This is a genomic window from Lysinibacillus sp. NPDC093216 (genome assembly GCF_050280325.1).
GTDB lineage: Bacteria > Bacillota > Bacilli > Bacillales_A > Planococcaceae > Lysinibacillus.
Genome location: NZ_JBNNVB010000002.1, coordinates 230,337 through 248,330, shown reverse-complemented (window position 1 = coordinate 248,330; position 17,994 = coordinate 230,337). Strand labels below are relative to the sequence as shown.

Annotated in this window: 17 protein-coding genes; 5 read left to right on the top strand and 12 right to left on the bottom strand. The window is 35.5% G+C overall.

What is annotated here, in order from left to right:
* Positions 1 to 279: 279 nt before the first annotated feature.
* Positions 280 to 702 (bottom strand): pyridoxamine 5'-phosphate oxidase family protein, encoded by a 423-nt coding sequence (locus tag ACQKOG_RS03645; protein ID WP_370080355.1) that lies wholly within the window; start codon positions 700 to 702, stop codon positions 280 to 282.
* Positions 703 to 860: 158 nt separating this feature from the next.
* Between ACQKOG_RS03645 and ACQKOG_RS03640 the strand changes: the two genes are divergently transcribed.
* From ACQKOG_RS03640 to ACQKOG_RS03630, 3 genes are all read left to right on the top strand, one after another.
* Positions 861 to 1,487 (top strand): YczE/YyaS/YitT family protein, encoded by a 627-nt coding sequence (locus tag ACQKOG_RS03640; protein ID WP_370080357.1) that lies wholly within the window; start codon positions 861 to 863, stop codon positions 1,485 to 1,487.
* A 145-nt stretch (positions 1,488 to 1,632) separates the two neighbouring features.
* Positions 1,633 to 1,920: a PadR family transcriptional regulator gene (locus tag ACQKOG_RS03635; RefSeq protein ID WP_370080489.1), complete on the top strand. Its 288-nt coding sequence runs from the start codon at positions 1,633 to 1,635 to the stop codon at positions 1,918 to 1,920.
* Positions 1,907 to 2,515 (top strand): DUF2812 domain-containing protein, encoded by a 609-nt coding sequence (locus tag ACQKOG_RS03630; protein WP_370080359.1) that lies wholly within the window; start codon positions 1,907 to 1,909, stop codon positions 2,513 to 2,515. Before ACQKOG_RS03635 ends, ACQKOG_RS03630 begins: the two co-directional genes overlap by 14 nt.
* 169 nt (positions 2,516 to 2,684) lie before the next feature.
* Here the strand turns inward: ACQKOG_RS03630 and ACQKOG_RS03625 are convergent, their stop codons facing one another.
* The 7 genes from ACQKOG_RS03625 to ACQKOG_RS03595 all read right to left on the bottom strand — a co-directional run bounded on the left by ACQKOG_RS03625 (position 2,685) and on the right by ACQKOG_RS03595 (position 11,973).
* Positions 2,685 to 5,894 carry an AAA family ATPase gene (locus ACQKOG_RS03625; RefSeq protein ID WP_370080361.1) on the bottom strand — a complete coding sequence of 1,070 codons (3,210 nt, stop codon included), beginning with the start codon at positions 5,892 to 5,894 and terminating at the stop codon, positions 2,685 to 2,687.
* Positions 5,891 to 6,571, bottom strand: a complete 681-nt coding sequence (locus ACQKOG_RS03620; protein WP_370080363.1) for a hypothetical protein — start codon at positions 6,569 to 6,571, stop codon at positions 5,891 to 5,893. The genes ACQKOG_RS03625 and ACQKOG_RS03620 overlap by 4 nt, the downstream gene beginning before the upstream one ends.
* A complete protein-coding gene (locus ACQKOG_RS03615; protein WP_370080364.1) occupies positions 6,513 to 7,943 on the bottom strand; it encodes a hypothetical protein in 1,431 nt (476 codons plus the stop codon). The genes ACQKOG_RS03620 and ACQKOG_RS03615 overlap by 59 nt, the downstream gene beginning before the upstream one ends.
* The gene (locus ACQKOG_RS03610) at positions 7,922 to 9,160 is read right to left on the bottom strand and encodes a DUF2399 domain-containing protein (RefSeq protein WP_370080366.1); all 1,239 of its coding nucleotides are present in this window, start codon (positions 9,158 to 9,160) and stop codon (positions 7,922 to 7,924) included. The genes ACQKOG_RS03615 and ACQKOG_RS03610 overlap by 22 nt, the downstream gene beginning before the upstream one ends.
* 156 nt (positions 9,161 to 9,316) lie before the next feature.
* Positions 9,317 to 9,943: a 50S ribosomal protein L25/general stress protein Ctc gene (locus ACQKOG_RS03605; RefSeq protein ID WP_402871209.1), complete on the bottom strand. Its 627-nt coding sequence runs from the start codon at positions 9,941 to 9,943 to the stop codon at positions 9,317 to 9,319.
* Positions 9,944 to 10,207: 264 nt separating this feature from the next.
* A complete protein-coding gene (locus ACQKOG_RS03600; protein ID WP_370080370.1) occupies positions 10,208 to 11,125 on the bottom strand; it encodes an S-layer homology domain-containing protein in 918 nt (305 codons plus the stop codon).
* 143 nt (positions 11,126 to 11,268) lie between these two features.
* Positions 11,269 to 11,973, bottom strand: coding sequence for a YjjG family noncanonical pyrimidine nucleotidase (locus ACQKOG_RS03595; protein WP_370080372.1), 705 nt, complete (start codon positions 11,971 to 11,973; stop codon positions 11,269 to 11,271).
* Between the two features lie 267 nt (positions 11,974 to 12,240).
* Here ACQKOG_RS03595 and yfkAB point away from each other — a divergent pair, with 267 nt between their 5' ends.
* Positions 12,241 to 13,353 carry a radical SAM/CxCxxxxC motif protein YfkAB gene (gene yfkAB / locus ACQKOG_RS03590; RefSeq protein ID WP_370080374.1) on the top strand — a complete coding sequence of 371 codons (1,113 nt, stop codon included), beginning with the start codon at positions 12,241 to 12,243 and terminating at the stop codon, positions 13,351 to 13,353.
* A 238-nt stretch (positions 13,354 to 13,591) separates the two neighbouring features.
* On the opposite strand, the gene ACQKOG_RS03585 is transcribed toward yfkAB, so the two are convergent.
* The 3 genes from ACQKOG_RS03585 to ACQKOG_RS03575 form a co-directional block, all read right to left on the bottom strand.
* Entirely contained in the window at positions 13,592 to 14,551 is a 960-nt protein-coding gene (locus ACQKOG_RS03585) for an Rpn family recombination-promoting nuclease/putative transposase (RefSeq protein ID WP_370080376.1), read from the bottom strand.
* Between the two features lie 363 nt (positions 14,552 to 14,914).
* Positions 14,915 to 15,907 carry an LLM class flavin-dependent oxidoreductase gene (locus tag ACQKOG_RS03580; protein WP_370080378.1) on the bottom strand — a complete coding sequence of 331 codons (993 nt, stop codon included), beginning with the start codon at positions 15,905 to 15,907 and terminating at the stop codon, positions 14,915 to 14,917.
* A 73-nt stretch (positions 15,908 to 15,980) separates the two neighbouring features.
* The gene (locus tag ACQKOG_RS03575) at positions 15,981 to 16,406 is read right to left on the bottom strand and encodes a hypothetical protein (protein WP_370080380.1); all 426 of its coding nucleotides are present in this window, start codon (positions 16,404 to 16,406) and stop codon (positions 15,981 to 15,983) included.
* 215 nt (positions 16,407 to 16,621) lie between these two features.
* On the opposite strand from ACQKOG_RS03575, the gene ACQKOG_RS03570 reads away from it, so the two are divergent.
* Complete coding sequence (locus ACQKOG_RS03570) at positions 16,622 to 17,389, top strand: sulfite exporter TauE/SafE family protein (RefSeq protein WP_370080382.1); 768 nt, start codon at positions 16,622 to 16,624, stop codon at positions 17,387 to 17,389.
* A 178-nt stretch (positions 17,390 to 17,567) separates the two neighbouring features.
* Here ACQKOG_RS03570 and ACQKOG_RS03565 read toward each other — a convergent pair whose 3' ends face one another.
* Positions 17,568 to 17,843, bottom strand: a complete 276-nt coding sequence (locus ACQKOG_RS03565; RefSeq protein ID WP_370080384.1) for a hypothetical protein — start codon at positions 17,841 to 17,843, stop codon at positions 17,568 to 17,570.
* Positions 17,844 to 17,994: the final 151 nt, after the last annotated feature.

The window sequence follows — 17,994 nt, the reverse complement described above, 5'->3', positions numbered from 1 at the left end:
CGAGGGGTTGATTTCCGTTCCGACTGAGCGCTTTGTTGCTGACGCTTCGCTTTCGCACAGATAAAACATCTGCAATTTGTGCATTACGTAAAATAAAATCCGCCTCAATTTTTCCTTACGTTGTTAATATATTTTGTGCAAGCTGTTGTCATTCTCTGCACCCCTGTTTTCTTTTTGAATTATCATGCATGAACACTCGCCTAAATTCAAGTTAAGATTTATCATTTAACAATGAATATTTTCTTCATTTTCAATAAATAATCAAAAAACGACCACAGCTTAATGGTCGTTTGTAAATTCGAGTTCCTTAGGTGGTTCCCCTTTTTTATTCATCAAACGCATACGAATTGGTTCGATTTTTAGTGTAATCATTTCATCATGATTACCAACGAAAATGCTTGTAAAAAATTCTGCTAACTTATTTTTTATTCCATCCTCTAGAATTTCTGTTAGCTTTCCTTCAATTTCAACATACGTATCACCAAAGCCTCTATTTTCGTATCCATACAATATATGTGTATATGGATTTTTACGAAGCTCCTCCATTTTTTCAGAATGTTTATTCGTTACTGTGTACAAAACAAAATCTTCATGTTGGAATGTCATATAGCGTGAGAACGGTTTGCCATTCGCAACTGTTGCCATCGTTCCTATTTTTTCCCGATTTAAAACTTCTAATATTTCATCTCGTACAGAGGTCATGTCATCTCATCCTTTCTGATTTCCTTTATTTTGTCCTTTTTTAGCGAGTCTAACCTTATTTTTTGAAAAATGTGAAATGACAATCTTCGGCTTATTTATAAATTTATTGCTATAATATTTTGTTAGACAACACGAATTTTTAGAATGAGGTTATAATGATGAAGCAAGCTTTTTTCACACGGTGTCTGTTCTTTTTAACAGGTATTTTAGTTTTATCCTTAGGTATAACGTTAACAATTAAAGGTCAGGTTTTTGGTGTTGGTTCGTGGGATGTGTTACATATTGGGCTAGCTAATACATTAGGATTAACCATTGGTACTTGGTCAATTCTCGTCGGACTAGCCATTTTAGCATTTGATATGGTTATCACGAAGAGATTTCCACTGCCAGGCACATTTATAGATATGTTTTTAGCAGGTATTTTTATTGATATTTTTAACTATTGGATACCAGATATAGATGGTTTTTGGATGCAGCTATTCGCTTATGTATCTGGCTTAATATTACTTGGCTGGGGCTGCGGTATGTATATGGTGGCAAATTTAGGAATCGGTCCTCGAGATACATTGATGCTTCTATTTGTTAATAAGCTGGGCTGGAGTGTCACACGTGCACGAACAACTTTGGAAGTATCAGTTGCTATACTTGGTTTTTTACTTGGCGGGCCAATTGGGGTTGGAACAGCTCTAATGGCTTTTGGTCTTGGGCCAATTATACAATTCGCACTAACATTTAACGAGAAATTATTTACAAAATGGACTGGCGTGAAAAGCGCTGTGATTTAAGCTTACAAGACAATGCAAATAATGCATTGTCTTTTTTTATTCAGTTGAAATATACAGTTCAACTATATATAATCAAACTATATAGTTGAACTGTATATGAGGTGAACTTGTGAAAAAACATAAATTACTACCATTATCTGAAACCATGCATTATATTCTACTCGCCTTACGTGAACCGTTACATGGCTATGCAATGATGCAAAAAATCGAGGAAATGAGCGCTGGTAGTGTAAGGATTGCTGCTGGCACTATGTATGGAGCAATTGAAAATCTGTTGAAATATCATTGGATTTCGCCTGTAGAGACCCAGGATACAAGGCGCAAAGTTTATCAAACAACAGCTGAGGGACTAGAAATATTGGCGGTCGAGCAACAACGATTGCAGCGAATTTTATCTTTATATGAGGGAGTTGATGGACATGATAAAGTTTAAAATCTTTTTTGATATTGAAAAGGAAGAGCAATGGTTAAATAATATGTTGTCCAACGGTTGGGTTTGTACAAATGTGAGTTCTGGCGGATTTTATACATTTAAAAAGACAGCTGATCTCGAACAAGTTATCCGTATTGATTATCAGCAAGATCTTCGGAGTGAAAAACGAACTAACTATAAACAGTTATATGAGGATTTTGGATGGCAAGCATTAAAGGAAAAATCATATGATGGCACTTATTATTGGTTAAAAAGAAAAGATGGCAACGATGAATTATTTTCTGATAATGATTCGCAAATTGCTAAATACAAACGATTGATGAAGCATGCCAGCAATTGGGCAGTTCTCTCTTTTATATGGTTAATGATTTTTTATTCCAATGACAATTATTATTACTTTTTCAATATAAAAGATGCTTATTTTACGCCAGGTTTATGGGATGCAAAGGGTTTTGATTTTCTATTTCCTTTTTTATTTGAAACACCATTCGCCATCATGCGCACTATCCCACCATTGCTATTTTTAGCAACTGGCAGCATGTACCTAGTCACGTATTTCCGTTATCGCCAATCCATACAGAAACTTATAGAGTAAACTGCAAGGAGCTAACTTCTAATTTAAAATCATTTGTATATGAATTATTTTTTCTAAGCATCGAAAAATCCCCTTTAAGTAGAATGATAACTACAGATTACAGTAACATTTTCTACTTAAGGGGATACTATCAAAATGGCTCTTATTACATATATTCTCAGGTTCTTATCTAATGCGGGAGCAATCGAATCGTTTTTGTACGACTAATCGGTACTGCTGAATCGTGCTCGACGACAACAACGGTTGAAAATTTATTATAATAATGGTCATCGTGAGCCTTAGGAGATAAAATAATAAGCTTTCGTTGTAATTCGTTTACATATAAATCAAACACTTTTTCTTTCCGTTCTTCATCTAAAGCACTATCAAATTCATCTAGGACGATGAAGCTTGGTGAAGTATTTAAATTTTGTAGCAAAGCAAGTGCAAATAATAATGAGCTTAATGACTCTTCTCCGCCTGACACACCTTTTCCAAGCTTACCATGTCTGGCCTTTGTACCAACATCATCCAAACGACCACTATGTCCAATTTTTCGTGCTTTAATATACAATTTAAAAATTGTACGACCTTTTTTATCTTCAAAACGTTCATACTCAATTTTCCCTTCAAATTGAAATTCATCCATATATTTTGAAAATAAATTATTAATTTTAAGGACATTCATATTAATGGTTGTTTCAAGACGATTCTCATTTTCTAATGCTCGATTTCTGTGGATTTCTAAGTATTCCTGTGTCTGATCTACTGTCTCTTTTTTTAGGTTAAAGTCATCTTTTACTGCAATATAATTACGCTCTGCCTCTGGATTTACATCTTCTACTCGTGCATTTTCAAAGTTGATACGGGCTGTGGTATTATCACTCTTCAACTTTGGAATAGTACTATTTAATGATAGAGGTACTTCTTGCACTGCAGCAAAAATATCCGGAATAATTGTTGCTAGCTCTTCCAAACGAAGCTGTTCTTGTAAAATGGAGGCTTCTGCCACTTCAAATTCTTCCTGATATTTGACAAGCAGCTTCTTCGTACCTTGCACTTCATTTTCCGCATCCGTTAAATCACGCTCAAGCGATCGAATATCACTTTCCTTCTGTCTACAAACATCATGAAGTTTATAGCTCTCATCCTTTAATTGATTAAGTTTGCTATTCGTCTCATCAATAGTATCATTCATGTCTTTTAACTTTGATTTCGTTTCTGCAAGCTGTTCTTGAACTTTCTTTAAAACTCCAAGTTGCTCATAAATATCTAGCTCGGTGTTTAGCTTTTCTAATTCAAATTGGATAGCTATTTTTTTCTCTTGCTCGTTTTGTAGTGCTGTTGTCGTCTGTATTTCTAGTTTCTGAAGCGTTGCAAACTGTTCGTCTAGCTTTGTTTTGTATTGTAGCTTATGATGCTTAAATTCAGCATCTATAACACTTGCTTCTGCCTTCTGTACATCCTTTATAATGCTATTTAACATTTGCAAATTAATTTGATCTTCTTTAAATTGTGTTGTCGCTTCTGATAACTGTGTTTCAAGCTGTGTTCTTAATTGACGCATTGTGTGTAACTGCTCTGTCAACATTTTATCATTTAAAATAACTGTATTTTTTTCTTGCGCACCTCGATAGCCGTGCTCGTCCACTAATAATTCACCTTGGATCTTTTTTGGCACTTGGATCTCGAAAAATTGCTGCGCCCACCATAATGCTTTTACCGCAAAATTTTGTTCTTTTTCCGATATTCCTTGTCGAATAACTAGTTTTTGCGCTGGTAAACTAGTTGTAAAACGTTCTGGTACAATGGAACGTAACGACACATGATACAAATCATTAAACGCTACTTTCTCTTTTGCATCATAAAAAATGGTGTATTTAATTGAATTTAAACGATTTTCATGTTCTATTGTGGCACCTTCATCTAACGTAACTAAATCTCGGAATGTATAAGCTGAGATGTCTCGTTGCTTGAATTGTTGTAAGCCCGCTAATTGACGAGTTGAATATATTTGATTGTTTTCACGTTGTGTAATTTCAATTGTTGTATTTTCAAGTTTCTGCTCTAAGGAAACTTTTTTCTTATAATAATTTTGAATCCGCACTTCAAGATGTGTAATTTTTTGTTGTACTTGGTGGGCACTCGTATGCTCTGATAGAAGTGCGATTGCTTCCTGTTCCTCTTTTTCAATTTTCTCTAGCTCCCATTTAAGGGTTAATCGATTTTCATTCAGCTCATCCTTTTGCATAACCAAATTTGTTAATTGCTGCTGAAATTGTTTATATTGCTGTTCAATTATAGCTATGTTTCGCTGTGCATCATTGAATTTTGCTTTTGTTACATCCTCTGTAAATCGAAGCTGTTTACGCTGTTCTTCTGTATGAACGAGTTGATTCTTTAATTCATGCTCAGTCACAATTAAGGTCTCTCGTTTCTTGGAAAACTGTTCAAGCAATGTTGATTTTGATCGCTTTTCCTCATCCATTTGCAGCTGCTTTTTACTCAAATCTTGTAATAAGAGTTTTGCTTTTTCGATTTGCTTCTTTATTATTCCAATCTTTTCTTCTATATCTATTTGAATGTCTGATTGCTTTTTCTGTTTCTCTACAAGTTCTTGCTTTTGATTGTTGTATAATTGTACAAGTGACATGGTATTAAGGATATGCGCTTTTCCTGCTTCATATAGACGAGCCTTGTTATTTTTCAAACGATCAAATTCTTCTTTTGCTAATTTCAGATTAAATTCAGCCTGCTTAACGACTGTTTTTGCAGCTACAAGTTCTTGTTCTAGCTCTTTAACACCTTCAATAGCCGTTTCCCACGACTGCTGGATTTCAGTAATATTATGCATTTCACTAAATCGACGAAAACGCTCTTCTGGTGCCATAACTGCAAACTGATTTACTTCTTGTTGATACCAAATCAAATAAAATAAATCTGAGTCAATTTTGTATTTAAACTGTAAATCTTCTTTATATGTTGTAAAATTACGTTGGTTTACATCACCTGAACGATAAATATCACTGACAGTCAAAGTATCCTCTGTTTCTCCTGTTAGGACATGATATTCACGCTGCAATGCGCCCCGATTTGCTTCCTGCTCAATCATTAAACGAAACGAAACAAAAGGTGCTGCGTCAATTCGAGAAGGCCCTTCATTTTTAAAGGTTAGCTCTACCATTCCTTTCCATCTTTGATGACTTGGCAAATTATTTGAGCGCAAGCCCTCTAAATCAATTTTTGACGAATATAATACCGCTCCCATACAAAAGGATATAGTCGATTTTCCTGTGCCATTTGGACCCGTGATTAGGATATGATCATTAGCTTGACCAAATAAAATGCGCGTTGGCTTATAGTCACGTATACCACTGAACTGCAGACGATAGGGAATCATAGTGCATCCTCCCGAATATATAGATTATAGCGTTTGAAAAATTTCAATACTTCTTCTTTATTTAGTTGAGTAGATTGGGCAAATTCAGCTGTTCTTCGTAAAAATGAATCTGAAAACATATGTACACCAATCGCTGTTAACGAGTAAGCTTTTTCATTTTTTGAAATGTCATTTTCTTCTACTGCACCGATTTTTTTCAGTTGGTCGATGTTTTTTAATAATTTAGCACTTGCATTTAACAGCTCATGTCCGAAATCTGTTAATATTTGCTGTACTAATGTATATTCATGATTTAGCACTTCCTGCTGATAAAACATATACAGTAAAATGGCCAGTGCCTCTTTGCTTAATGTCGACTTTGCATCCTTAGCAGAAACTCGCATCATCACGATCACGCGCGTTCTTTTTTCATCATAAATTACACGAAAGTAGCGATGTACTGCTGCATTTACACGCTCGATAAAAGAATAGAAAGCATTGTCATCATTTTTTATGTTTAATAGCTTTTCTAAATCCTTACGCCGTAAACCATAATTGCTGCCTAGGACACTTGCAGAGGATGAAAATAATAACTGCATGAATGCTAGCTCTTCCTCTGCCGATAAGTAGGCGCGTAAATTACTCATTGTCGCGAGTTGTGCGTTTATATTGTTGTAATGTAAATCGTCTGTCGTCATCTTCTACCCACTCCCATCGTTTATCGAATTGTTTTGTATCCGATACTTCTTTCATATTCACCTTTTGTTTACTCGTTAAAGCTGATACAGCTAAAAGTGATCGAATTGCGTCTCCCCATTCATCAGAGCTGGATTCAATTATTACTTCCTCTAGTTCACTTTCGCCATGTACGTCTAAATAGTGTTCGATTACATCCGTATTAATAACCGCCTTCGTCATTTGCCAAGCTGCATCTTCAAACAATTGTTGAACGGATTCACCTTTAACAAACGTTTCTTCAAAGTCGATGTCGATTTCCTCCTCAGTCTCTATTGGATCATTTACTTTTGGCTCATAGTTTTCTAAATAGTGAATAGCTTCATCAATATCTTGTCCACCTATTGGAGCTGCAAATTTAATTGGCATCCAAATACCGTCCAGTTCCTCATCCTTATACTGTGCTTGCTCCATAAAACTAAATAAATCGTACGCATTTGGGATATTTGAATCGATTGGTGGGTTGTACATATTTAATATAAAAGTACGTATCTTTTCTGGTGAAATCGAATCTGAGAGAGGCGTATCCTGCATCGTTACAAAGCGAATATATTTCGTAAGCATTCCTAGACTAAGCGCTGTTCCCTTTGATAAAACTGTTGTCCCACGTTGTACTAGATCACTCATCACTAAGCTCTCTTCTACTGTTTGGAATTGACTAAGTCGCTCTTGCATTTTTATTTCAAGTTCCTGCATTAGCTGATGAATAATTTCAAGCTGTGGTAAAGCATTTCGATCAGCAAAAAATTCTAATTGACGATGTTCCAGTTTTTGAATTGCATCTTCAACATTGTGAATCATAGATGCAATTTTATTGCCACCTGAGATTCCATTATCATCATAAGCTGCACTAAGCTCCGCATCTCGACGTGCTTGAAAGAGTGATCGTCCAATATCATCCTGTAAATAATAGGCTAATGAATCGTTCGCAAGACGAATAAGTGCATCCATCATCCGTTTACCACGGTCTAATAATTTTATTTGACGCGTTTGCTTTGTAAGCCAGCTATTTCGTGCCAAAATGTAAATTATGTGATCAAGCTGCTTAATAGTTGGTGGTGCATCGTCGATATATGTATTGCGATAGCGATAATACAGCATTTCTGTATCTTCAATTACGTCTGCTAAGCCTAAAGATTCTTCATATAAAAGCTGAATCGTATTCAGAAAGCGCAAGATTTCAAGCGGTGACTCATAAATTTGCTGGCTCCCAAGCTCGTTTAATACTCCAGCCAATGAGGCAATATCACGCATTGATGTTTTAAGCTCAGCTGTGTTCGATTCAACATTAAAAATAGAGATTGGTGCACGCTTTACTGTATCCATTTCATCCATTGTTCTACATCTCCTAATTGCTGCTCTTGTTCGTGTTCAGCTACTTCAAGCTCACCAAGTAGCCAATTTTTATAGACTTCAATATCAGAAAAAATCTGATTATCCCTAGCAATGATTTTATACGGTGTATTAATCATTTGTACTGCATGCATAGCTATTGTTAAGCCTGCACTATCAAAATCTGTCCAAACAATCACAGTTTGAGTGGCGACTATCTGACGAATCAACATTTTATGCGCAGATCTTATTTGACCATCTAAACATAAAATAAATGAATTAGTAATCTGCAAAAAGCTCGTTTCCTTTGCCATTCGTGTTAGAATAGCTCTATTTTCAACAAGCCAAATAATGTTCGCCTCTGTTTTATAAGTATCTTTTAGAATGGCGTCATCGGTTAATGCATGAATAACGCCTTGTTGATAATGGCTAAATGTCCCCGTTAACTCACCTGCAAAAAAGACAGGAGTAATTTTACCTAAACTAATTAATCCGCAATCGCCTGTTTGTACAGAGAAGACACGCTCTAGCTCTTCGATAAATTCCTTTTGCTCACGGTCGAAAACTTTTGAGCCACCAATTTTATCAAAAAGCGTTGCACCTATTTCTTTAAAATCGAACAGTACTCCTTCATTTGCCAATTGGAAAAAGCCGATTGAAAAATGTAAAAAACGCAATCGTTTTTCAATCGACCAATGGGACATTAATTTTGTCGTATGTGCTAATTTTTCAATCGGCATTGATACAAATTCATTTAATTGTTGCACAGCATGTTGAAGTTCTTTTATCGGTAGTATGTTAGCACTTTTTTGCAACTGCAATGCATAATTTTCTAGCCTTTGCGTCTGCTGCTCGTTCTGTGCTTCAAAATAGCACTTTAAACTTGGTCCAATTCGGTAATGGATTGCTTTTGCGGTGCGTCCATCTTGTGCAAAAACAATTTCTTCTATAATCCACCCTTCCTCTATCCAGCTTTGAATTGTAGAAAAATCTTCTGTTAGATTTCGCTTTGCATTTTTTGTGAATTTATAATTTAGAAGCTCTTGTGATGGCTTTGTTTTTGTTAGTTGCCCTACCTTTAAAAACGATACATTGCGATACGTTCGTGCAGTTTGTTTTACTACCGTATACTGCTTAATTGTATCTGTAATATACTTTGGAGATACTTCAAGGTGTTCCCCATTTTTGACAAAATACGAAGTCAAAAATTGTTCTATCATACTATCACACCCTTTCTCCTCCATTATACAAAACTAGAGTATTGAATGCAGTAAACCTATTTATATAAATAAAATCTAAAAAATCTGTTAAAACACATAATAAAAACTACATCATCCATTAGGCGAATCTGATGGAATGATGTAGCTTTTTTCTTTTTACGATTCCTCTGTATTTTTCCCAGTAGCCTCGATTACTTCAGGGGTTCCATCTACTATGTCCTCCTGCACATTTTCAGCAGCAGGCGGCGTAATCGTCACTAATGTATAATCATCTTCTTGTAAAATTTCAAAGGTAAACTTTTCGCGAATATCTCCTACATAAAGTGATGTCCCGATGGCTACATCAGTCACATCAACCTCTATTGTTTCAGGGATTTCTGTTGGACTTACTTTTATGCGAACTTCACGATTAGGCTGTAATAGGAATCCACCATCTGCAACTCCAATAGCTTTACCAGTAACCGTTACAGGAATATCAACCTCTAGTTCCTCTGCCATATTAATGGACTTGAAATCTACATGCTTAACATTACCCTTTAACGCACAACGTTGTACTTCTGTTAACACTGCGTTGATCTGTTTACCGTCTACATCTAATTGAAAAACATTTTTATTGCCGAATTGAGCTAACATTTTTGCAAATTGTCTGGCATCCAGTGATACTGCTGTTGATTCCATTTGATAGCCATATACAACGCCCGGAATAGCACCGTTTTGTCTAAGTTGAGTTAATGATGATTGACGCCCTTTATCGCGTTTTTTTACAGTTAAAACAGTATTCATCGTATTTTCCCCTTCCATAGAAACTAGTCTCATAAAAGGTTTTGCCCGTTCTATAGATTTTTATACATGAGCACAATGTCTAGCTTCCTCTGACGTTCGCTCCGTTGCTCTAGTTCTTCTATCCGTTCCATTGAAAATATATCTCAACAAAAAAAGCCGAGACGTTGTTACGCTCGGCAAAATTTATCTTTATTCAGTAAGTATTTCTGTGCGAAAGCGAAGCGTCAGCAACGATTACGCCAAGGCGAAATTGATTGTAAATAATTACAATCTTCCAGCTGCGAGTAAAGTCACTGCTAACATTTTTGCAAACTCTCCACGGGTAATAAATTGATTTGGTAATAGATTTGTATTGATATCTAGAGCACCGATTGCATACAAAGTCTCAGTGTGACGCAATGCTTCCTCATGAAGATAGTAGCCATCCTGATACGGTAAAATCACATACTCTTCTTCTTGGACAAAATCAACAGCTTCTAATGTTCGACCAAGCATTAAAATTGCCTGCTGGCGTGTGATTTTTCCATTTGGATCAAATATAGTTGGCGTTTTTCCGTTTATGATTCCTAACGAATGCAAGGCACCAACATAACCTCCATACCAAGATTTTTTGACATCAATGTCTTTAAATTGTTTTGTTTGTACTTGTTGAAAGCTGAATGCACGAGTTAATAATGCACTAACTTGAGCACGTGTTAACGAATCATTAACACCAAAATTATCAGCTGTTTTGCCTTGAACTATACCCCTATTCGATAAAGTAGTAATATACGAACTATACGATGATCTCCCTATATCACGAAAATAATTAGGCGGTGAATTATCAAATTTCAATTCTGCATTATTATGAATAGTGGCAATGACTCGGTCATTTAAATCTCGATAAGCAACCGGCTCCAATTCTCCTTTTTTAGCAACTTGTTTTAAGACCCCATCCTGACCATTCTTAAAAATTTCCACTTCTAATGGCTGACGGTTATTGACAATATTTGCTTTAATACTAAAAATATCTCCTTTTTCTGATGCATTAATTGTAGCACCATATGCAGAGTACACCGTCATATTTGGCGTTTTCATATGTACATAACTGGTTGGCTCTTGATAGGCATATGCCTGCATTGGAATGGCCAATGATACGCCTAACAATCCAACCAATACACCCTTTGAAATTTTCCCCTTCATCTTATTTCTCCCTTCTTTTCATCTACAATCACATTGGATTTAACTATCAAGAATATAGTGTTTTCAGAGAATTGTTCTATCCAAAAAACTACACTTCAATTGATCGAGCTTACGAACAGTTGAAGCGTAGTATAAATATTTACCTAAAATATCGCCACTTTGTTATCTAACAACAAGTGTAAATCATGAAGCTTTTTAATTTCATATTGTGGTTGAATATCGCTTGTATTTTCTATATCACGTATATTAAACCAGCATGTATCAATTCCAGCTTGTAGTCCACCTTTAACATCAGATGTTAAGGAATCACCAATAATCAAGGTTTTATCTTTATTTATATGATCGATACGTTCAAAAACATAATCGAAAAAAGCTGGCATTGGCTTTTGATAACCTGTTTGCTCCGAGACAAAAATGCCTTTGAAAAATTGTGCTAAATTTGCATCCTCTAGTCGTTTATTTTGGGTAATTGTTTTACCATTTGAAACGACATATAACTCATAGTTATCTGCAAGCTGTTCAATTACTTCGTAGGCACCGTCTACATAATGATGTGCCTCTTTCAAATATTTTTGAAAAATTGCCTCAAAATACTCTCCATCTACTTCTACGCCGAATTCCTTTAAAGCAATTGAAAATCGAGTGTTATGTAGTGCTTCTTTAGACACCTCACCACGTTCAAAAGCACGCCACATAGATTCATTAATCTCTTTATAACGAGCAATCATCGTTGGAGTTACTGCAATATTTTCCTGCTTAAATAAACGGTCAAGTGCTGCATTTTCAGCTAAGTCAAAATCTAATAATGTGTCATCCACGTCAAACAATAATGTTTCATACTTAGTCATGTCATTTCCTACTTTCTTTGGTGCTGTATTACCATTTCACTCCTTCTATCATATCGTTTTTTGAGAAAAATAACAGCAAATCTATCTATCACTCTATTTTACAGAATTTTAGGAAATCTTAGATGAAGGTAAGTTATTAAAAATATTTCCTTCATTGAGTAACAAAAATGATCATCTTGCCTAAAAATAGCCCTTTCGATAATTTCGTATTTGAAAATAACAGCGAATATGAGACAATAGAATGCTAGAAAGGAAGATGTACGAATTATGACGACTCTACAAAAAATTACGCCTGCCTTTGATCCATGGGAAGCGTATTTAGATGTTGAACAACATGGGCATATGACCCTATCTAATATTGAATTCACAACAACGACTCTTTGTAATATGCGCTGTTCACACTGCGCAGTTGGATATACTTTACAAACTAAAGATCCAGATGCTTTACCAATTGAGCTAATCATAAAGCGTCTCGATGAAATTCCACACCTTAAAACAATCTCAATCACTGGTGGAGAACCGATGATGTCTAAGAAATCCGTTCAAAACTATGTATTGCCTTTATTGAAATATGCGCATGAACGTGGCGTGCGAACACAAATCAACTCCAACTTAACATTGGAACCCGAACGTTATTTACTGATTGCACCATATTTAGATGTACTACATATTTCACATAACTGGGGTACTATCGATGAATTCGTTGAAACAGGCTTTGCCATGATGGAGCGAAAACCGACTTATGAACAACGTGCAGCTTTGTTCCAACGCATGATTGATAACTCAAAAATGCTAGCAGAACATGGCGTAATGGTATCGGCGGAAACAATGTTAAACAAGAAAACTCTACCGTACTTAGAGCATATCCATAACCAAATCATCAACGAAATGAAATGCGCACGCCACGAGGTACATCCGATGTACCCTTCAGATTTTGCTAGTGCCCTTACATCTTTATCACTTGAGGAAACTCGTGAGGCGATTCATCATCTACTCGATGTTCGAGATGAAAACACTTGGATGCTATTTGGTACGTTACCTTTCTATCCATGCAGCATGAATGAAGAAGATCAAAAGCTTCTAAAACGACTAAGAGAAGAAAAAAACGTGACGATGCGTAATGACCCAGATGGTCGCTCTCGCTTAAATGTCAATATCTTTACAGGTGATGTCATTGTAACAGACTTTGGCGACACACCTGCGCTAGGCAATATTGTAAACGACGAATTACCAGCGATTTTCGATAAATGGATGGCAACAGATTTGGCGAAATCACTAAACTGTCACTGTCCCGCAGTAAAATGCTTAGGTCCTAACGTTCTTGTTCAAAATATGTATTATAAAGATACGAAGTTTGTTAGTGGCTCTGCTAGAGTGTAAAAAGAAAAAATGTCCAATGCATACATTTGCATTGGACATTTTTTATAGGATTTATGATATTTTTGCTTTAACAATATATGTTCTGTTAAGTCCTGATGTCGATAGCTTTCCCTTGCCAACAACTATAAGAAAAAGTGATCCTTTATATGTGTGATTTTTCATATCCTTATATAATTAAAGCATACCATTGAAAAGAGTCATTTAAACTTACTAATTTCCTTTTAATGGTTTTCTGTGCTTATTCTTGAGGTGAATTTAAACTTTTTATTCTTTCAATTTCTTCTCTCGATAAGCCTATTAAATCCATTATTTCTTCAATCGGTTCATGACGTTTAAGTAATTTTTTCACTAACTCTATTCGTTCTTGTTTACGACCTTGTTCTAATCCTTGTTCTCTTCCCTTATTGATTCCATCAATGTAGCGGGCTTCTTCATCTAGGATATACTTTAAGCGTGACTGGTAAGCAAGAATTGTTTCAGGGGATTGGCTAATTTCTTCCCATGTATCAAATGCTGCACGTAAGTTTTCATCCTTCATCGCTAACCCCTCCAATTCACGATAAATCTCTGCATATACTTTCTTTTTGCGACCATCGACCATACCAAGTAATAACAACCATCGAATTAATATGTCATCAAGAGCATCCAATTTTTCTTCATGCCAAAGAGCAATAAACTTGTTCATTTCTATAAAGTGAATTTCCAGCACATCTTCTTCTGGCATTAGCCTTGATAATGTTCTGTCTTCATACAGATGATAAGTACTATGATAATTTTTGTTGTCTTTAAACATTGTAAAATTGCATATATTAATCGTAATGGTTGGACGTAATTCACTATAGCCCATACCTCTAACTAGTTGTGACTCATACATTTTTGCCCAATAATATAGCGTTCTTTTTGTCATATCTTGCTGATTGGATAGTTGAATTTCCACATTGATAAAGTCACCATTTTGTGTTTTCACAAGAATATCGAGCCGAGATTGTTTATCATTCTGAAATTCACCGCCCAATTCTTGCTGAATGAACGTTACTTCTTTAATAGTATCTCGTCCGGTAAGTTTTAAAATCGCATTCAAAAAGACAATAGTAATTTTTTTATTCTTTTTATTACCGAACAATTGCTTGAAGGCAAAATCAACCTTTAAATCAAAAAACTTTTCTAACGGAATTCTTCGTATTGCTTTTCGATTCATCAGAGATCACCTCTTTTTTATTACTAACATTATAGCATGGACGCACTACTAAACCTCTTTATAACATCAAAACGTATTTTGTTATTTATAAAATCATGAATTTCTTTAAAGACCTACACAAAGTCTTCGAAGGCAAATAAGTTTATATGAAAAAAGCGATGTTTCCGAACTAAACATCGCTTCTTTTATGTTATTTTTCATAAAAACTTCTTATATTTTTACTACCACATGAATTCAACTCGATTTTTCTTGATTATTTGCAGTACTGCCTTTTACAAGATTCATATAGTTTTTTCGCTAGCAAATTAGGAGCTTCTCTTGTTGTTTAGTAGGTTTTACTTAATGCCACTAACACTGTGTGATTCATATTAATTCCTTTGCAATTAGCTTATAAGTATTCATGCGACTTTCTAGTGCGTATTGATTGCAGTTTAGCATTACCTCGTCAAATCCATAATGCTCTTGCTCTGCTACTAAAAATTTAGCAATTTCCTTAGGAGTTCCGACAAGATTGGCTTTTCGATTATTAGCGATTGTCATTTTATCCAACTCCGTAAGTGGAAAATCTTTTGCTTCCTCAGGCGACATCGCTTGAATGATTTGTCCCTTCATGAGATGGAGGCGTGTAATATCAATCGGCTTTGCCAAATATTCCGCTTCCTCTAGTGTATCTGCAACTGTCGCCGCATAAGTAACGATAATTTGTGGCTTCTCCATGTAATAGGAAGGTATAAAGTAATCTCTATACGTATCAAATATATCCTTTGACATGTTGCCAGTGAAAAATTGCGCATATGAATAGCCCACACCTAATCTTCCTGCCTGCATAGCACTTTGACCACTAGACCCAAGTAACCAAGCCTCAGGTAATTGGATATTAGCTGGGGCCGCTATCACTTGATCATAGACATCTTCGCCTGTTTTTTGATTATTCATCAGTTTTAAAGTTATTTCGAGCTTATCGTATTGCTCTGTAAAACGTTGTCTTCTTCCCTCTGCTAGTGCATAAATAGAGGCATGGTCACCACCAGGGGCTCTGCCGACGCCAAAATCAATACGGTTCGGCGCTAAGCCACTTAATGTTTTAAAAACCTCTGCCAGCTTATATGGAGAATAGTGCATCATCATCACGCCTCCAGTACCGATACGAAGACGTTTTGTTTTCGCTGCTAGGAAAGCAGCTGTAACCTCGGGAGCTGAACTTGCCAGTGAATGGCTATTATGGTGCTCCGCTAACCACATACGATGATAGCCAAGTTCTTCACCTAAGAGCGCTATTTGTTCTGTACGCTGAAAAGCCTCCTCAGCAGTATGATCTTTTGGTATAGGCATTTGATCTAAAATACTTAATCTCATTGAAAACACCCTCTCTGTCTAAGCATTCCTCCTTACTGTAATATAGGAAGTTCTTTTTACAAAGCAAAAGACCTTACTCATAGGCAAGCCGATTTGCATGCCATGTGTCATAAACCATGCCAATAAGCAACCGGTTTTGTTTGGGACTCAATACGACATCATTAAATTTCATTGCATAAATAGAAAATTGCTTTGTTTTTTCATCCACTACGAACTGTAAAATGGCATGTCCTTTTTCATCTTCAAATGTAATATCACCTGATAATTCGACAACATGCTCGCCTGTTTTTGCCTGATAATATCGCCAATATGGTTCGAAAAATGCATAATTAAATGCATTACGCACAGATACTTCTGAAAAACCCCCCAAATACCCTTCTTTTACAGTATCGATATATTCATTATCAGTTATATCTTTTTTGGCATTATATATATATCCGACAAGTAGCCCCATAAACACAACACAAATAAATACTCTTACATGATTCCCTAAACTCAAATGCTATCACGTCCCCTTTACGCAAAAAACATCATCACCTACATAATACATTAAAATATATACACAAAGTAGAATATTTTTGATTTTTGTAGAATTTTAAAATATTTAAAAATATTTAATTCTCAAAATTAATAGAGAAATACTATTTGAGCTATTTACAGTCACGATTCATTTCGCTACTATCAGAATATTATTATAGAAAAGAGATGACCACCGTGCCTTTTGATTTAGATGTAAACATTTTACTCATTCTTATTATTTTGGGCTTTCTAGCTGCATTTATTGATTCTGTTGTAGGAGGAGGCGGACTAATTTCATTACCAGCTCTTATGTTTGTTGGTCTTCCACCATCTGCAGCCGTGGCTACCAATAAGTTAGCGGGCACCATGGGGTCATTAACGAGCACCATTACATTTTATCGCTCCGGAAAATTGGATATTAAAGCCGTTTATAAATTGTTCCCTTTTGTTTTTATAGGTTCCATGATTGGTGCATGGATTGTCCATCTTATGGATCCCAGCGTATTAAAGCCACTTATGCTTGTCATGCTAGCAGCTGTGGCAATTTATACTATTTTCAAAAAAGACTGGGGTAGCATTTCTACCTATAAAAAATTGACACCTAAACGCTACGCATTTTTCGTGGTGATCATTACCTTAATCGGCTTTTATGATGGCTTTTTAGGGCCAGGGACAGGCTCGTTTCTACTGTTTGCCTTTTTAATTGTTGGCTTTGACTTTTTAAAATCTGCGGGAAATGCCAAGTTTTTAAATTTCGGAAGTAATATCGCCGCCCTTCTTATGTTTATATACTTAGGGCAAATAAATTATGCCTATGGTTTACCAATGGGACTTGCGCAAATTGCTGGAGCTATTGTTGGTTCTAAATTTGCCATTAAACGTGGTAGCGGGTACGTGCGTAATTTATTTATCGTTGTGACAATTCTATTACTTTTGAAAAATACATATGACTATTTTTCATGATTGATTCCTTATATCTATCAATTTTTCCATGCAGTTATAATGAAGATCAAACTAGCTGTGGCATTTTTCATTAATGAAATTGTATAAGAAGTTATCAATTTATCAACCAAATAGAAGCATGTTAAAAATACAGCATGCTTCTATTAAAGTTCAGTTACTCATACTTCTCTGTCTATAATTATTCTTTCTTACTATAAATTCCATAAGCAATAACTCCAAATAAATAACCTATTCCAGCCCCCAAGCTAATTGTAAATACTAAAAAGTTTGGTTTGAAGTACATGCCAAAAATCTCACCGAAAGCACTACCAAAAATGATTCCCAATGGTATTAAACTATCTTTTAAATCTTTAGCGTCTTTTGACTTTTTCATACCTAATGTTCCTTTCTGAGAAAAAATTCCACCTATTCCAGGGCCAAGAGCAAAACTTAAAGAAAGATATACAATCAACATACATAAAAGAAATCCTGCCAAAAAGCAGCTAAAGGAGTAATTGCTTGTATTTTCACTCTACTATATGTACGAGATGGTTCATGTAGAAAAAATTCCAGAGACACTTTCTCATTTCAATCATATTTTTAGGATATTTTCTTCGATTGCAATT

Coding starts and splice junctions, on each gene's coding strand:
- yfkAB (WP_370080374.1), top strand. CDS start 12,241: ATGACGACTCTACAAAAAATTACGCCTGCCTTTGATCCATGGGAAGCG.
- ACQKOG_RS03630 (WP_370080359.1), top strand. CDS start 1,907: ATGATAAAGTTTAAAATCTTTTTTGATATTGAAAAGGAAGAGCAATGG.
- ACQKOG_RS03565 (WP_370080384.1), bottom strand. CDS start 17,843: ATGTTGATTGTATATCTTTCTTTAAGTTTTGCTCTTGGCCCTGGAATA.
- ACQKOG_RS03585 (WP_370080376.1), bottom strand. CDS start 14,551: ATGAATCGAAAAGCAATACGAAGAATTCCGTTAGAAAAGTTTTTTGAT.
- ACQKOG_RS03600 (WP_370080370.1), bottom strand. CDS start 11,125: ATGAAGGGGAAAATTTCAAAGGGTGTATTGGTTGGATTGTTAGGCGTA.
- ACQKOG_RS03625 (WP_370080361.1), bottom strand. CDS start 5,894: ATGATTCCCTATCGTCTGCAGTTCAGTGGTATACGTGACTATAAGCCA.
- ACQKOG_RS03635 (WP_370080489.1), top strand. CDS start 1,633: ATGCATTATATTCTACTCGCCTTACGTGAACCGTTACATGGCTATGCA.
- ACQKOG_RS03610 (WP_370080366.1), bottom strand. CDS start 9,160: ATGATAGAACAATTTTTGACTTCGTATTTTGTCAAAAATGGGGAACAC.
- ACQKOG_RS03595 (WP_370080372.1), bottom strand. CDS start 11,973: ATGACTAAGTATGAAACATTATTGTTTGACGTGGATGACACATTATTA.
- ACQKOG_RS03580 (WP_370080378.1), bottom strand. CDS start 15,907: ATGAGATTAAGTATTTTAGATCAAATGCCTATACCAAAAGATCATACT.
- ACQKOG_RS03615 (WP_370080364.1), bottom strand. CDS start 7,943: ATGGATGAAATGGATACAGTAAAGCGTGCACCAATCTCTATTTTTAAT.
- ACQKOG_RS03605 (WP_402871209.1), bottom strand. CDS start 9,943: ATGAATACTGTTTTAACTGTAAAAAAACGCGATAAAGGGCGTCAATCA.
- ACQKOG_RS03645 (WP_370080355.1), bottom strand. CDS start 702: ATGACCTCTGTACGAGATGAAATATTAGAAGTTTTAAATCGGGAAAAA.
- ACQKOG_RS03620 (WP_370080363.1), bottom strand. CDS start 6,571: ATGACGACAGACGATTTACATTACAACAATATAAACGCACAACTCGCG.
- ACQKOG_RS03640 (WP_370080357.1), top strand. CDS start 861: ATGAAGCAAGCTTTTTTCACACGGTGTCTGTTCTTTTTAACAGGTATT.